A 14,551-nucleotide genomic window follows, 5' to 3' on the forward strand; every position below is an offset into this window, starting at 1 on the left:
TGTTATGCCGGAAGCGCGCCCTCAGCGCGCCCAGCCGATTATATCGCCTGTGCGACCGTCCGCATCAACCCATACCACCTTGCCGTCCTTCACATATTTCAGGCGGTAGCGGTTGGAGGAGGGGTTGAATTCGCTGCCCAGATAGGTGGCGCCGCCCATGGCGGCATCGACCCGACGCTTGATGACGGAAAAGGGCATGACCTGCCCGTCCAGCATCGCGCGGCGCGCGGCATCCTGTTCGTCGCGCTGGCTGCCGGCATAAGCAGCGGGATTTGCGGCGAAAAGCGCCGCCATGGCTCCCAACCCTGCTATCAGTCTGAACCACATCATTCGCATGACCTTGGCATAGCCGCGCAGCATTGAACAGGTGGTGAATGGCGATGAAGGATGGTTTCCCGCCGTTCCCATTCGTCATTCCGGACTTGATCCGGGGCGCGCGCTTCCTTTTGCACCCCGCGCCGACCCAGGGCCGCGCGGCCGCGGATCAAGCCCGTGGCAACGCGAAAGGCAATCTCTGGCCATCATCGCTACCCACCGCTCTCGCCACCCGTTTGCCAATGATCGCTTCCCAATCCCGGCAAAAATGCTAGGGCGGGCGGCATGATCAATATCCTTCTCGTCATGGCAGGCGGCGCCGTCGGATCGGCGTTGCGCTATCTGCTCGGGCGTCTCGCAGGCCAGTTATTGCCCGGCGCCTTGTGGCCCTGGGGCACCTTTGCGGCCAATATATTCGGCGGTTTCGCCATGGGCCTGCTCGCGGGCTTCCTGGCGCGCTTCAATACCGGACCCGGTGAACCGATCCGCCTTTTGCTCGCCGTGGGCATATTGGGCGGCTTCACCACCTTCTCTTCCTTCAGCCTGGAAACGGTGCTGATGATCGAGCGTGGTCAGTTGGGCATGGCACTGGCCTATGCCGCCTTTTCCGTCATCGGCGCCGTCGGCGCGCTGGCCGGCGGCCTTGCCGTGATGAGGAGCGTCGCATGAAGGGGAAATCATCCGGCCCGTCGCGCGGCGGCCCCCGCAAGCCCGGCGCCGCGCCGCAGGGCCGCGCGCGCGGTGCCGTGAAGGCTGCGCGTGCCCGTAAGCCTGACGCGCCCCGACCCGCGCCCAATCCCGCGCCCAAGGTGGCGGCGGCAAAGTCTGCACCAGTCAAGGCTTCCCCGGCCAAGGGTGTCTCGCTCGACGTCCGCCAGTTCCGCGTCGGCGCGGACGATGACGGCATCCGCCTCGACCGCTGGTTCCAGAGGCATCTGCCGGACGTCGGTTTCAACGTCGTCTCGCGCTGGGCGCGCACCGGGCAGCTCCGCGTCGACGGCGCCCGCGCAGCTCCCGGAGATCGCGTCGCGGAAGGGCAGACCATCCGTGTCCCCCCCGCCGAGCCAAAGGCCGCCGAAATCGCGAAACCCCGGCGCGTTCGCCCGCAATTGACCGATGATCAGATCGCCTTCGCGCAAAGCCTGGTCATCCATCGCGACGCGCAGGCGATCGTCATCAACAAGCCGCCGGGTCTGGCGACCCAGGGCGGCACCAAGACCGACGATCATGTCGACGGCCTGCTCGACGCGCTGGAGTTCGAACTCGACCAGCGCCCCAAGCTGGTCCACCGCCTCGACAAGGATACGTCCGGCGCGCTGCTGATCGCCCGCACCGCGCGCTCCGCGGCTCATTTCGCCAAGGCCTTTTCCAGCCGCACGGCCCGGAAAGTCTATTGGGCGATCGTCATGGGCGTCCCCTCGATCGAGGACGGCATGATCGAACTGCCCATCGCCAAGCAGCCCGGCACCGGCGGCGAGAAGATGCATGTGGATGAGGAGGAGGGGCTGCCCGCCCGTTCGCGCTACCGCGTGATCGAACGCGCCGGCAACCGCGCCGCCTGGGTCGAGCTGCAACCCTATACCGGCCGCACCCATCAGCTTCGCGTCCATATGGCGGCGATCGGCCATCCCATCGTCGGCGACGGCAAATATGGCGGGAAGGAAGCGTTCCTCTCCGGCACGATCAGCCGCAAGATGCATCTTCATGCCCGGCGCATCCGGGTGGACCATCCCGACGGCGATCGCGTCGACGTGCGGGCGGAACTGCCCGAACATTTCGCGGCCAGCCTCGTTTCGCTGGGTTTCGACCTCCATGCCGGCGACCTGCCGCTGGATGAGGAAATCGCGCGCAAGCCCACCCGCGAGGATGAGAAGAAGGTGGCGAAGGCCCATGCCAAGCAAATCCGCAAGGGTCGCAAGGGCGAGCGCCGCGCGCGCGGCGCGTCGGGCGGCGCCAAGAGCGGCGGCCCCAAGTCCGGAGGGGCTCCGCGCAAGAAATGACCAACCGTCTCGCCGTGTTCGATTGCGATGGCACGCTGGTCGACAGCCAGCACAGCATCTGCACGGCCATGATCCGCGCCTTTGAAGGCGAAAAGCTGGTCGCGCCGGACCGGGCGACGATCCTGTCCGTGGTCGGCCTGTCGCTGCCGCTTGCCATGGCGCGGCTGCTGCCGGATGCGGACGCGGCCTATCACGGCCATCTTTCCGAAAGCTACAAGCTCGCCTTCCAGCAACTGCGCCGGGAGAATGCCGTGTCGGAGCCGCTCTATCCCGGCATTGCCGATCTGATCCGCGAACTGGATGCGGATGGCTGGCTGCTGGGCGTCGCCACCGGCAAGTCCGATCGTGGCCTTCAGCTCTGCCTCACCCATCACGGCATCCACGCCCATTTCGTGACGCTCCAGACCGCCGATCGCCACCCGTCCAAGCCGCATCCCTCCATGCTGCTGACTGCCATGGCCGAAGCGGGCGCGGCACCGGAAACCACGGTGATGATCGGCGACACCAGCTTCGACATCGACATGGCGTTGACCGCAGGCACGCGTGCGCTGGGTGTGGGCTGGGGTTATCATACGCCACAGGATCTGATCGCGGCGGGTGCCCATAGCGTCGCGATGGACAGCGCGGAATTGCACGGCCATATCCGCGCCAGATGACCGACTTGCCCCCGATTCCGCCCGTCGACCCTGAAAAGGTCGCCCGTCAGCGCTTCTTCGCGCTGGGCCTGTTCCGCCTGTCGGGCGCGCTGCTGGTGATGTTCGGTTTCCTCATATTGATGCAGCGCTTTCATTGGGTTCAGGGCAACAAGGCGAAGGCGATGGGCGCGATCTTCGTTGTCGTCGGCCTGTTCCAGTTCGTCATCGTGCCCCGCCTGCTGTTGGCGCTGTTTCGAAGGCCCCCGCAATCATGAAACGCTTCTACAAGGATGTGAGCGTCGTTTCCGGCGAAAACGGCTTCGAAATCCGGCTTGACGACCGGCCCGTCCGCACGCCCGCCCGCGCGCCTCTGGCCTTGCCCAATGCCGCGCTGGCCGAGGCCATTGCCGAGGAATGGCGCGCCCAGGGCGAAACGATCGACCCGCGCTCCATGCCCTTCACCGGCCTCGCCAATGGCGCCATCGACCAGATCGCGCCCAATCGGGAGAGTTTTGCCGACGGCATCGCCCGCTATGGGACCAGCGACCTGCTTTGCTACCGCGCCGAGGGACCGGGCGAGCTCATCGATCGGGAGGCCGCAGCCTGGGACCCGCTGCTCGACTGGGCGCGCCGTCGCTATGACGTGACCTTCGCCGTGACGCAGGGCATCATTCCCGTCGATCAGCCGGGCGATACGCTGGACCGCTTGGCATCAGCGGTGGCTGCGCTTGATCCCTTCACCCTGGCGGGACTATCGACGCTGGTCACGCTTTCCGGCTCGCTCGTCTGCGGCCTTGCCATTGTCGAGGGCGGGCATGACGCCGACCTTGTGTGGACGGCGGCCGAAATCGACGAGGCGTGGGAAGTCGAACAATGGGGCGAGGATGCCGAAGCCGCCGCCCGTTCGGCGCAGCGCAGAAACGAATTTGCCATGGCGCGAGCCTTTTGCGCGCTGACCCGTGCCTGATCGGCTGGGATCGGCGGCGCATCTCTGGTCAATTGTCAGGGTGAGGCGCGGGGAGGCGCCTCGCGTCCCATATGGATGACTCTCCAAGGAGGCCCTGACCTTGATGCCCCGTTCCTTCGTTGCCGCGCTGTTGACCCTTTCCGGTCCGCTGGCATTTTCCGCCCCGGCCCTTGCCCAACAGGCCGCCGCTCCCGCCGCCGGCCAGATGACCTCCGAACAGATCGCGGCGTTCAACCAGGCCGTGACGGACTTCACCGCGGGCCAGACGGCCCAGCAGGCGGGCGACAACGGCACCGCCGCCGCCAAATATGACGCCGCGCTCCCCGCCATCCGCACGGCGGTGGAGGTTGATCCCGGCAAGATCGAGAATGTGAACTTCCTTGCCAACGCGCTTTATGCCGATGCGGCCGCGCAGGGTGCGCTCGGCAGGATGGACAGGGTGATCGCCCTCTATGGCGAGGCCGCGCCGCATTGGCGCAAGCTGGTGGAGGCGAAACCCGCCGATGCCGCCATCCGCAATATCTTCGCGGGCATATTGGTCCAGATGGGCAATCAGAAGCTGGCGACGCAGGACAAGACCGGCGCCGATCCGCTCTACAAGGAGGCGCTGACCCTGGCCCGGAAGTCGGTGTCGGAAAACGGCACGGATGCGGTGAGCCGGAATATCCTGCTCTCCGCCCTGATCGGCACCAGCCAGACCGCCAATGACCCCGCGCTCACCAACGAAGCTCTCAGCATGGGCAAGGCGATGCTCAGCGACGGCACGATCGACGCGACGAACAAGCCTTCGGTGGAAGCGATGACGGGCGCCAAGGCGGGCTGATTTCCGTTCGGGCTATGAGACCTTCGGGCTATGCGACCGGGGCCGCCCTTCAGGCTGGCGCGCCGATGATCTTGTCGGCGTATAGCATCCGTCCCGGCCCAATGAGACCGATGAACTGCGGCAGCATATGGCGGGCGAGCGCGAAACAACCCTCGCTGCGTCCGATCTTGCCCCAGGTCGCGATATGGTCTTCGCTCACATAGTCGGCGCCATGTACGACGATGGCCCGCATTTCCGCGTTGTTGTTCTGCGGGTCGAGCCCCATCAGCCGGATGGCGCGGCCATGCTGGCCCTCATAGATTTCGCCCGTCTTGAAGGCGCCTGAGCAGCTTGCCAGCGAATTGGGTTCGTTGGAAAAGCTCTGGAGCCATCCCGAATGCCCCGGGTCCGATCCTCGGCCATGGGCCACCAGATAGGAGCTGGCCTGTCCGCCGATCAGGTCGACGACATGAAAGCGTAATTCCCGTGAGGGCGCATTGAAATCGGCCAGCGCGACACGATCGCGCAGTTCGAACATATGTCCATGCTGATCGAGCGCGGCCTTCGCCCGCTCCAGCAACTTCGCGTAAGGCTGGGTTGCCAGCGGCCCGTCCGGGACGGAGCGCGGCGTTGCCGGTGCGGGAGATGTGGGCAGCGTTTCGCCAAGCGAAGCGGCGCGCCCGGCACTGTCGGCAACGAAGGAAAAGGCCAACCCGCTCAAAGCGAGCTTGGTAAAACTACGACGATCCATGAACCCTATATAGCAAATGCGTGCGCAGGCTCCAAGGGCAGGGAGAAGGGGCCCTGTCCATTCGTCCGGCGCCTGGCGGAAAAGCCGCCCTGCCGCCCGGTTTCCGGGGCAGGGCGTGGGCATGGCTTACTGCGTCGAGTTCGACGATTCGCCCGGCTCGTCCCGGCTGAGGCGGGACGTCATGCCGGTCGCCGCGGCATCATCCTCGATCTGCTGCTGCTCGGAAATGCTGGGTGGCGCGGCTGGCTGGAGCGCGGCGGCGTTGTTGCCCGGCTCCGGTGCGGGCGCTTCTTCCGGCTCGTTCACGATCACATTCTCGACCGGCGGCTCCACCAGATTGTTGGTGGGCGCTTCCTCCTCCTTCTTGCCGCAGGCGGCGAGGGCGAGCGTCCCGGCGAGGGCGATAAGGGCGAATTTGCGCATGAAAGATCAGTCCTTGGATGCGATGGTGGCGGCTGGGGCGGCAGTGGGATCGGCACGGCGGCTCGACGCCTCGATCTTGGCGGCGAGCAGCTTGTCCCAGCCATAGGGATCGGAACGGAAGCTCATCGTGCCGTTGTTGCTGGCAAAGGCGGTCCAGTAGAGCAGATAGACGGCGACCTGCTTGGGCAGCGAGACGCGTTGCGTCTTGCCCGTATCGATCAGCGACTGGATCTGCCCGGCCAGAGCGGGATCGCTTGCCACCATCAGCTCGGCCAGCGGCACTGGTTTCTCCAGGCGGATGCAGCCATGGCTTGCCAGCCGGTCATAGCTGGAGAATTTCGCCCGCGACGGCGTGTCGTGCAGATAGACGGCGAAGGGATTGTTGAAGTCGAACTTCAACCGGCCCAGCGCGCTGTTCGGCCCCGCCGGCTGCACGATCCGCTCGCCGGTTTCGGGCGTGCCGACGATCTTGTAGCCCTGCCGGATCAGCGTTGCCCGCCCCTTGGGCCACAATTCGCGCTTGGCGATGGAGGCGGGGACATTCCACGGCGGATTGACGACGATCGAATGGATGCTGGACGACAGCATCGGCGTCGCATTGTCCGGCGCGCCCGTCACGGCGCGCATCGACGTCACCGGCTCGTCGCCCTCGAACACCGTCAGCACGGCGGCGGCGATGTTCACCTGTACGCGATTGACCGGCAATTCGCGCGGCATCCAGCGCCAGCGTTCCATATTCGCCATGATCGCGGCGATACGGTCGTCGACCGGCACGTTCAGTTCCTTGAGCGTCCGGGCGTCGAGCAGGCCGGTGGGATTGAGGCCGTAGCGCCGCTGCGCCCGCTGCAACACGTCGACCAGCTTTTCGCCGGGCGTCACGCTCCTGTCCTCGATGGCGATGCGCGCCCGCACCACATCGGGCGCGGATTGCGCGGTCAGCATGGGCCAGCCGCCCGCGTCGCGAATCCGCTCGTAGTTGGCGAGGCCCTTGCGCAGTCCGTCATAGCCCGAATAGGGCGGCGTCAGGTTGAGCGCCCATTGCGGCAACCGATCCTCGCTCAGTGCCTTGGCGAGGCCGGGGCGCGGGTCGAAGGGCGCGGGACGCAGCGCCCAGATCTCCAGGAAGTCCGCCGTGTCGACGCGCCCGGTGCTGAGCGCACGCGCCCGGTCCAGCGCGGCCGACAGCAGGGCGTCGCCCTTCAGGTCGCCGGTCACCTTGCTGCGCGCCATCAGCCCCTGCTGCGTGCCGCCCTTCAGCCAGTCGTTAAGCCAGCGTTCCTGCGCGGCGGACGGCTGGGGCAGCGGAATAGGCGGCGGCGGCGTGACGATGGACGGCGGCAATATCACCTGCGGCTGGGGCGCGGATGGGGCCTGCGGTTGCGTGGGGGCAACCGCCGGCGGCTGCGCCAGCGACGGCGCCGCCATTGCGCCAAGCAGGGAAAGAACGGAAAAACGGATCAAATCGGGACGCTTCATGCTGGACCAGATAGCGCAAAGCCCGCATCGTTCAAACTCGAAGATAGCGGAAAAGATGATGCTGCACGTCGTTCACCATCCGGCCTATGTTTCTCCGGCAACAGGGGACGGTTCCTTTCGCTTCGACAAATATGGGCTGGTGATGGACGCCCTCGCCATGACAGGCGCGCCCTTTACCGTGCATGAACCCCATCCCATGCCCCGCGACTGGATCGAGGCGGTGCACGATCCCGCCTATGTCGAGCAGGTCGCGACATTGAGCGTGCCGCGCGAAAAGGAACGCCGCATCGGCTTTGCCGTGACCGATCGGGTGATGCGGCGTTCCTTGCTTTCGCCCGGCGGCACCTGGGCCGCGGCGCGGCTGGCGATGGTCCATGGCTATGCGGCCAATGCAGCCGGCGGCAGCCATCATGCGCTGCATGACAGCGGGGCCGGCTATTGCGTGTTCAACGACCTCGCCATCGCGGCCAACCGCCTGATCGGGGAGGGGGACGCCCGGCGCATCCTGATCCTGGACCTCGATGTGCACCAGGGGGACGGGACGGCGGCCCTTATGGCCGATCGCGAGGATGTCTTTACCCTGTCGATCCATGCGGAGAAGAATTTCCCGGTCCGCAAGGCGCGGTCCACCCTGGACATCGGATTGCCCGACGGGACGGGGGATGAGGATTATCTGGCGGTATTGATGGATGTGCTGCCGCGCGCGATGGACGATTTTCGGCCCGATCTCATATTATACCAGGCGGGGATCGATCCCCATGCCGACGACAGGCTGGGGCGCCTCTCATTGACCGATGCCGGGCTGGACCGCCGGGACCGCGCCGTCATGCGCGCCGCCAGGCGCCGGGCCATTCCGCTCGCCAGCACCATGGGTGGAGGCTATGGCGTCGATCGCATGGCGATCGCCCGCCGCCACGCCGACTGCATGATCCGCCTGGCGGAGGAGGCCCGTCGCGGCGAGCAGGCCTAATGCAGCGTTTCCTCATTCCCCGGTTCGGTAGGGGAAATATTCCTGCCCTCCATCACCTTCGCCGCGATCAATCCGGCCACCATAAGCGCCAAGAAATCGCTGAACGCCAGATAGAGGATATAGCCCCAGGGCGCATGGTTGAACACCGCCTGCCCGACATGCAGCCATAGCACCGCAATCAGGGACAACAGCACGCTTACCCGCGCCCGTCCCCCAAAATCTGCACCCGCGAACCGCAGCATCAGGGCGATCAGCACCCCCACTGCCAGAGCCAGGACGAGGCCGCCGACCAGTGCGCCGGTATCCGTCACCGGAAAGCCGCCGCTATTATAGAAGACTGTCGCGACAGGCCCCTTGCCGTAAAGCACCGTGCCCTGCGCGGTCGCCGGATCGGGGACGATATAGACGCCGGTTCCCGAAGGCGTCAGCGCCTGCGCCATGGCGGTCTGCAACGTGCCGCTGGCTCCGGCATCCGCGCGATGAAAGGCCAGCGCGCTGAGCGGCGTGCCCCAGAAGAGGAACCCGACGAGATACATGGCGACGCCGCCGATCAGGCCGCCCAACAAGGTCTTGATCATATGCCCTCCTGTCCTCTCCGCGGGGAAGAGGCTGACGGACAAATGCCGGATCGGCAACAGGTTTCGCGCAGATCGATCCGATGAGGATCAGTCTGCCTTGCGGGACGCCTTTTCCGCGATCCCCGACACGCCCTCGCGCCGGTCCAGTTCGTCCAGCACCTCGTCGAGCGCGATGTCGAGATCGGCCAGCAACACCATCAGGTGGAACAGCAGGTCGGCGCTTTCCCCGATCGCGCCGTCGCGGTCGGACGCCATGGCGGCGATCACCGTCTCCACGGCTTCCTCGCCTACCTTCTGGGCGATCTTGCCGCGTCCCTTGGCGGTCAGCTTGGCCACATAGCTTTGGGACGGGTCGGCCTGCCGCCGCTGGCGGATGGTCCGTTCAAGGTCGAAAAGGGTCGCACGCATGGCGCCATCAAGCGCCGCACGCGCGACCCGTCAAATGAAAACTTACTTCTTGCGGCGGCGGCCGACGAAAACCCGCGCGCCCAGCACTGCCGCGCCCAGGCCGAACAGCGCCATCTGCTCCGGTTCGGGAACCGGGGTGGGCGTGCCGCCCGAGCTGGAACCGCCCGAACTGGAGCCGCCGCCCGAGGAACCGCTCGAACCGCCGCACTTCTTGCCCCAGCACCATGTCGCCTCGGCCGGAGCCGCCGCGCCCATCAGAGCCGCTACGCCAGCGGCCAGAAACAGCTTGTTTACATTCATGATCTTCACCCCTTTGCCGGTTTAATCAGGTGGATGAAGATGTGCAGGGGCCGTGCCAGATGCGCGAAGGAACGCGTCCGACGCACGAACCATGGTTAACGTGTCTCTACGGTTCTTGGTTAATGTAAATGCAACCGACGCTTTTGCGCAAAGGCGCTTTTCAGTTCGCCCTGACGCGCACGCCGGCTGCTGCAAGTGCCTGATGCGCTTCAGCAATAGTGTGTTGACCGAAGTGAAATATGGATGCCGCCAGCACGGCGCTGGCATGGCCCTCGATCACGCCCTCGACCAGATGCTCCAGCGTACCGACGCCGCCGCTGGCGATCACCGGAACCGACACCGCATCGGCAATGGACCGGGTGAGGGCAAGGTCATAGCCTGCTTTGGTCCCGTCGCCGTCCATGGAGGTGACGAGCAACTCGCCCGCGCCCAGTTCCGCCAGACGTATCGCATGTTCCAGCGCGTCGATGCCGGTCGGTTTGCGCCCGCCATGGGTGAAAATCTCCCATCGGCCTTCGCCAACGCGCCGGGCGTCGACGGAGCCGACGACGCACTGGCTGCCGAAGCGGTCGGCGATGTCGGCCACCACTTCGGGCCGGGCAACCGCCGCACTGTTCACCGCCACCTTGTCCGCGCCTGCAAGCAGCAGCGCCCGCGCATCCTCGGGACTGCGCACGCCGCCGCCGACCGTCACCGGCATGAAGCAGACCTCCGCCGTCCGCCGCACCACGTCCAGGATGGTGCCGCGCGCCTCATGAGTCGCCGTGATGTCGAGGAAGCAAAGTTCGTCCGCCCCGGCCGCGTCATAGATTTTGGCCTGCTCGACCGGATCGCCCGCATCGCGCAGGTCGACGAAATTGACGCCTTTGACCACCCGGCCATTGGCGACATCCAGACAGGGAATGACGCGGGTACGGACCGTCATCCTATGCCGCCGCCTGCGCCACCGCCAGCGCGGTCTTGAGGTCGAGCCGCCCGTCATAGAGCGCCCGGCCCGTGATGACGCCTTCGATCCCTTCGTCCGCATGCAGGCTCAGAATGCGGATGTCCGCGATTCCCGCCACGCCGCCACTGGCGATCACCGGAATGTCGGTGGCACGGGCGAGATCGACGGTCGCTTCGATATTGCACCCTTTCAGCAGCCCGTCGCGGCCGACATCGGTGAAGAGCAGGCTGGCGACGCCGGCATCCTCGAACCGGCGGGCTAGATCGACCACCGGCATGTCGGATTTCTCCGCCCAGCCGTCGGTGGCGACGAAGCCGTCGCGGGCATCGACCGCGACGACGATGCCGCCGGGGAATTCGCGCGCCGCCGCCTTCACGAATTCGGGATCCTTGAGCGCCGCCGTGCCGATCACGATCCGCGACACGCCGAGGTCGAACCAGCGCTCCACCGCTTCCCGATTGCGGATGCCGCCGCCCAGTTGCACATGGCCCGGAAAGGCTGCGACGATCGCCTCGACCGCTTCGGCATTGACCGCGTGACCGGCGAAGCTGCCGTCGAGATCGACGACATGGAGATGCTGCGCGCCCGCTTCCGCGAACAGCAACGCCTGCGCGGCGGGATTGTCACCATAGACGGTGGCGCGATTCATGTCGCCCTCGGCCAGGCGGACCACCTGTCCGCCCTTGAGGTCGATGGCTGGGAAAACGATGAGGCTCATGGGCGCCATTCCAGAAAGCGGGATAGGAAGGAAAGGCCATAGCTCTGGCTCTTTTCCGGGTGGAACTGGCAACCGATGATCGTATCGCGCGCCACCGCGGCGACCAGCGGCCCGCCATGGTCGGTCACGGCGGCGATATGCTCATCCTGCGCCACGTCGAAATGATAGCTGTGCAGGAAATAGGCCTCGCCTGCCTCCAGCAACGGCGGATGGCCGTGCAGGGTCACGTCGTTCCAGCCCATATGGGGAACCTTGATCGACGGGTTCTTCGGTTCGATCAGCCTGACGGTGCCGGCGATCCAGCCTAGCCCCTCATGCCGCCCGAACTCCTCGCCCGCATCGGCGAGCAACTGCATGCCCACGCATACGCCCAGAAAGGGCGTGCCGCGCTTATGTACGGCTTCGTTCATGGCATCGACCATGCCGGGAATGGCGACCAGTGCGTCGCGGCAGGCGCGGAAGGCGCCGACGCCCGGCAGGACGATGCGATCCGCCTTCGCCACCAGTTCCGCATCGGCGGTGATGACGGCGTCCGTCGCCCCTGCCTTGCGCAGGGCGTTGTGCACCGAATGAAGGTTGCCCGCGCCGTAATCGATCAGGGCCAGAGTCGTCACAGCATCCCCTTGGTCGACGGGATGGCGTCGGCCTTGCGCGGATCGATCTCCACCGCCTGCCGCAATGCGCGGGCCAGCCCCTTGAAGCAGCTTTCGACGATATGATGGTTGTTGCTGCCGTAGAGATTTTCGATGTGCAGCGTGATCCCGGCGGCCTGCGCGAAGCTGTGGAAGAAATGCTCCACCATCTCCGTATCCCATTCGCCGATGCGCTGCACGGTGAAGGGGGCCTTGAACACCAGCCAGGGGCGGCCCGAAATGTCCAGCGACACGCGGGTCAGCGTTTCGTCCATCGGCGAATAGACGCTGCCGTAGCGGGAAATGCCGCGTTTGTCGCCCAGCGCCTTGGCCACGGCCTCACCGATGGCGATGGCCGTGTCCTCTGTCGTGTGGTGCTGGTCCACGTGCAGGTCGCCGACCGTCTTCACATCCATGTCGATCAGCGAGTGACGCGAAAGCTGCTCGATCATGTGATCGAGGAAGCCAATGCCCGTCGAAACGGTATAGATGCCGGTGCCGTCGAGGTTGACGGTCACGTCGATCTGCGTTTCCGCAGTGTTGCGGTGAATGTCGGCCGTGCGCATGGCTGCGCCCTATACCGAAGTGGGGGCGGCATGCAATGTGCCCTTGCAAAGTGTGGCGCGCTCTTGACCCGGGCCGCCGCGTCGTTAGGACATTGGCCCATGAGCGACGACCTGCCCGACAGCCTGATTCCCTATGACGAAATCGTGCAGGAGGCGCTGCGTGCCGTGGTCGGCCGCGTGCTGGGCGAGGTGGAGCGTTCGGGCGGACTTCCCGGTGCCCACCATTTCTATATCACCTTCAAGACCCAGGCGGCCGGAGTCGATATTCCCCGCCATCTGGTCGAGCGTTTCCCCGATGAAATGACGATCGTGCTCCAGAACAAATTCTGGGACCTGAAGGTCGGCGACGATGCCTTCGGCGTCAGCCTCACCTTCAACCAGGTCGCCGCGCATCTCTATATTCCCTTTGCCGCGATCACGGCCTTCGTCGATCCGGCGGTGAATTTCGCGCTCCAGTTCCAGGCGCAGGCCGATATCGCGCCCGAACCGCATGAGGAGGCGGAAAACGACGCGCCGCAGGTGACGAGCGAAGACGGCTCCAATGTCGTGACCGTGGATTTCGGCAAGAAGAAATAAGCTCTGGTATCCCGGGCGGGGCGTCCCCAGATTGGCGGCACTCCGGCCATTTTCAGGGAATGCCCGACTTGAGCGAGACCCGCACCGAAACGGACAGTATCGGCCCCATCGAAGTGCCGACGAGCGCCTATTGGGGCGCGCAGACCCAACGCAGCATCGAGAATTTCCCCTTCGGCGCCGATGAGCGCATGCCGATCGGCATCGTCCATGCCCTGGCGATCGTGAAGCAGGCGGCGGCGCGGGTGAATCGCGGCTATGGCCTCGACTCGGGGCTGGCCGACGCGATCGAGGCCGCCGCCGCGCACGTCATCGCGGGCCGCCATGACGACCAGTTTCCGCTCGTCATCTGGCAGACGGGCAGCGGCACCCAGTCCAACATGAACGTCAATGAGGTGATCGCGGGCATCGCCAATGAGGCGCTGACCGGCGGGCGCGGCGGGAAAATCCCGGTCCATCCCAACGATCATGTGAATATGGGCCAGTCGTCCAACGACAGTTTTCCCACCGCCCTGCATATTGCGGCGGCGCGGGCGGTGACGGGCGAGCTTCTCCCCGCGCTCGACCGGCTGCATGCCGCGCTCGACGCCAAGGCGCAGGCCTGGGCCGGCATCGTCAAGATCGGCCGCACCCATTTGCAGGATGCGACGCCGCTGACGCTGGGCCAGGAATTTTCCGGCTATGTCCACCAGCTTTATCGCTGCCGCAAGCGGATCGAACCCGCCACCATGCACGGGATGATGGCGCTGGCGCAGGGTGGCACGGCGGTCGGCACCGGCCTCAACGCGTCCAAGGGCTTCGATGTCGCAATGGCGCGGGAAATCGCCGGGCTGACCGGCCTGCCGTTCCGCACCGCCGACAACAAGTTCGAGGCGCTGGCATCCAACGATCCGCTGGTGCACCTTTCCTCCACGCTGGCGACGCTGGCCGTGGCCCTGACCAAGATCGCCAACGACATCCGACTGCTGGGCTCCGGGCCGCGCTCCGGCCTTGGCGAGCTGGACCTGCCTGCCAATGAGCCGGGCAGTTCCATCATGCCGGGCAAGGTCAACCCGACTCAGTGCGAGATGCTGACGATGGTGGCCGCGCAGGTCATCGGCAATCATCAGGCGGTGACGGTCGGCGGCCTTCAGGGGCATATGGAGCTCAATGTCTTCAAGCCGCTGATCGGCGCTGCCGTGCTGCGCTCCGTCCATCTGCTGAGCGTCGGCATGGACAGCTTCGCCGAACGCTGCGTCGAGGGGCTGGAGGCCAATGAAAGGCGGATCGCCGAACTGGTCGACCGCTCGCTGATGCTGGTGACAGCGCTGGCGCCGGAGATCGGCTATGACAATGCGGCGAAGATCGCCAAATATGCCCATGCGCAGGGGCTGACGCTCAGGGAAGCGGGTCTCGCCCTGGGGCTGGTCGACGAGGCGACGTTCGACCGGCTGGTGCGACCGGAAAATATGGTCTGATCCAGATCGACATGGCGGAACCGCCCGGCCTGCG

General features: G+C 65.8%; 20 protein-coding genes. 9 read left to right on the top strand and 11 right to left on the bottom strand.

From position 1 onward, the window contains the following. Positions 1–21: 21 nt before the first annotated feature. Positions 22–360: a hypothetical protein gene (locus CAF53_RS12650; protein WP_046763372.1), complete on the bottom strand. Its 339-nt coding sequence runs from the start codon at positions 358–360 to the stop codon at positions 22–24. 240 nt (positions 361–600) lie between these two features. Between CAF53_RS12650 and crcB the strand changes: the two genes are divergently transcribed. The 6 genes from crcB to CAF53_RS12685 all read left to right on the top strand — a co-directional run bounded on the left by crcB (position 601) and on the right by CAF53_RS12685 (position 4,740). Then, complete coding sequence (crcB, locus tag CAF53_RS12660; RefSeq protein ID WP_100238236.1) at positions 601–984, top strand: fluoride efflux transporter CrcB; 384 nt, start codon at positions 601–603, stop codon at positions 982–984. Beyond that, the gene (locus CAF53_RS12665; RefSeq protein WP_100238237.1) at positions 981–2,315 is read left to right on the top strand and encodes an RluA family pseudouridine synthase; all 1,335 of its coding nucleotides are present in this window, start codon (positions 981–983) and stop codon (positions 2,313–2,315) included. The genes crcB and CAF53_RS12665 overlap by 4 nt, the downstream gene beginning before the upstream one ends. After that, a complete protein-coding gene (locus tag CAF53_RS12670; protein WP_046763368.1) occupies positions 2,312–2,971 on the top strand; it encodes an HAD-IA family hydrolase in 660 nt (219 codons plus the stop codon). The genes CAF53_RS12665 and CAF53_RS12670 overlap by 4 nt, the downstream gene beginning before the upstream one ends. Continuing rightward, the gene (locus CAF53_RS12675; protein ID WP_046763367.1) at positions 2,968–3,225 is read left to right on the top strand and encodes a hypothetical protein; all 258 of its coding nucleotides are present in this window, start codon (positions 2,968–2,970) and stop codon (positions 3,223–3,225) included. The genes CAF53_RS12670 and CAF53_RS12675 overlap by 4 nt, the downstream gene beginning before the upstream one ends. Then, entirely contained in the window at positions 3,222–3,917 is a 696-nt protein-coding gene (locus tag CAF53_RS12680) for an ATP12 family protein (protein WP_046763366.1), read from the top strand. Before CAF53_RS12675 ends, CAF53_RS12680 begins: the two co-directional genes overlap by 4 nt. A gap of 103 nt (positions 3,918–4,020) precedes the next feature. Next, on the top strand, positions 4,021–4,740 hold the full coding sequence (locus CAF53_RS12685; RefSeq protein ID WP_100238238.1) for a hypothetical protein: 720 nt from the start codon (positions 4,021–4,023) through the stop codon (positions 4,738–4,740). A gap of 49 nt (positions 4,741–4,789) precedes the next feature. Here CAF53_RS12685 and CAF53_RS12690 read toward each other — a convergent pair whose 3' ends face one another. The 3 genes from CAF53_RS12690 to CAF53_RS12700 form a co-directional block, all read right to left on the bottom strand. Further along, positions 4,790–5,470: a murein L,D-transpeptidase catalytic domain family protein gene (locus tag CAF53_RS12690; RefSeq protein WP_046763364.1), complete on the bottom strand. Its 681-nt coding sequence runs from the start codon at positions 5,468–5,470 to the stop codon at positions 4,790–4,792. Between the two features lie 126 nt (positions 5,471–5,596). Further along, positions 5,597–5,893 carry a hypothetical protein gene (locus CAF53_RS12695; protein ID WP_046763363.1) on the bottom strand — a complete coding sequence of 99 codons (297 nt, stop codon included), beginning with the start codon at positions 5,891–5,893 and terminating at the stop codon, positions 5,597–5,599. Between the two features lie 6 nt (positions 5,894–5,899). After that, positions 5,900–7,369: a L,D-transpeptidase family protein gene (locus CAF53_RS12700; protein WP_100238239.1), complete on the bottom strand. Its 1,470-nt coding sequence runs from the start codon at positions 7,367–7,369 to the stop codon at positions 5,900–5,902. Positions 7,370–7,427: 58 nt separating this feature from the next. Here CAF53_RS12700 and CAF53_RS12705 point away from each other — a divergent pair, with 58 nt between their 5' ends. Further along, positions 7,428–8,339: a histone deacetylase gene (locus CAF53_RS12705; RefSeq protein ID WP_100238802.1), complete on the top strand. Its 912-nt coding sequence runs from the start codon at positions 7,428–7,430 to the stop codon at positions 8,337–8,339. On the opposite strand, the gene CAF53_RS12710 is transcribed toward CAF53_RS12705, so the two are convergent. The 7 genes from CAF53_RS12710 to hisB form a co-directional block, all read right to left on the bottom strand. Next, positions 8,336–8,917: a hypothetical protein gene (locus CAF53_RS12710; protein ID WP_100238240.1), complete on the bottom strand. Its 582-nt coding sequence runs from the start codon at positions 8,915–8,917 to the stop codon at positions 8,336–8,338. The genes CAF53_RS12705 and CAF53_RS12710 overlap by 4 nt on opposite strands. Before the next feature lie 87 nt (positions 8,918–9,004). Then, positions 9,005–9,325 (bottom strand): phosphoribosyl-ATP diphosphatase, encoded by a 321-nt coding sequence (locus CAF53_RS12715; protein WP_046763360.1) that lies wholly within the window; start codon positions 9,323–9,325, stop codon positions 9,005–9,007. A gap of 42 nt (positions 9,326–9,367) precedes the next feature. Further along, positions 9,368–9,625, bottom strand: coding sequence for a PEP-CTERM sorting domain-containing protein (locus tag CAF53_RS12720; RefSeq protein WP_046763662.1), 258 nt, complete (start codon positions 9,623–9,625; stop codon positions 9,368–9,370). Positions 9,626–9,785: 160 nt separating this feature from the next. Continuing rightward, positions 9,786–10,550, bottom strand: coding sequence for an imidazole glycerol phosphate synthase subunit HisF (gene hisF / locus CAF53_RS12725; RefSeq protein ID WP_046763359.1), 765 nt, complete (start codon positions 10,548–10,550; stop codon positions 9,786–9,788). Between the two features lies 1 nt (position 10,551). After that, complete coding sequence (gene hisA / locus CAF53_RS12730; RefSeq protein ID WP_100238803.1) at positions 10,552–11,289, bottom strand: 1-(5-phosphoribosyl)-5-[(5-phosphoribosylamino)methylideneamino]imidazole-4-carboxamide isomerase; 738 nt, start codon at positions 11,287–11,289, stop codon at positions 10,552–10,554. After that, a complete protein-coding gene (hisH, locus tag CAF53_RS12735) occupies positions 11,286–11,903 on the bottom strand; it encodes an imidazole glycerol phosphate synthase subunit HisH (protein ID WP_100238241.1) in 618 nt (205 codons plus the stop codon). The genes hisA and hisH overlap by 4 nt, the downstream gene beginning before the upstream one ends. Further along, on the bottom strand, positions 11,900–12,487 hold the full coding sequence (hisB, locus tag CAF53_RS12740) for an imidazoleglycerol-phosphate dehydratase HisB (protein ID WP_046763356.1): 588 nt from the start codon (positions 12,485–12,487) through the stop codon (positions 11,900–11,902). Before hisB ends, hisH begins: the two co-directional genes overlap by 4 nt. A gap of 99 nt (positions 12,488–12,586) precedes the next feature. On the opposite strand from hisB, the gene CAF53_RS12745 reads away from it, so the two are divergent. Both CAF53_RS12745 and fumC read left to right on the top strand, forming a co-directional pair. Further along, positions 12,587–13,063 carry a ClpXP protease specificity-enhancing factor SspB gene (locus CAF53_RS12745; RefSeq protein ID WP_046763355.1) on the top strand — a complete coding sequence of 159 codons (477 nt, stop codon included), beginning with the start codon at positions 12,587–12,589 and terminating at the stop codon, positions 13,061–13,063. Positions 13,064–13,131: 68 nt separating this feature from the next. Beyond that, positions 13,132–14,517, top strand: a complete 1,386-nt coding sequence (fumC, locus tag CAF53_RS12750; RefSeq protein ID WP_046763354.1) for a class II fumarate hydratase — start codon at positions 13,132–13,134, stop codon at positions 14,515–14,517. Positions 14,518–14,551: the final 34 nt, after the last annotated feature.

This window comes from Sphingobium sp. LB126 (genome assembly GCF_002795205.1).
In the GTDB taxonomy this organism is placed as follows: domain Bacteria; phylum Pseudomonadota; class Alphaproteobacteria; order Sphingomonadales; family Sphingomonadaceae; genus Sphingobium; species Sphingobium chungbukense.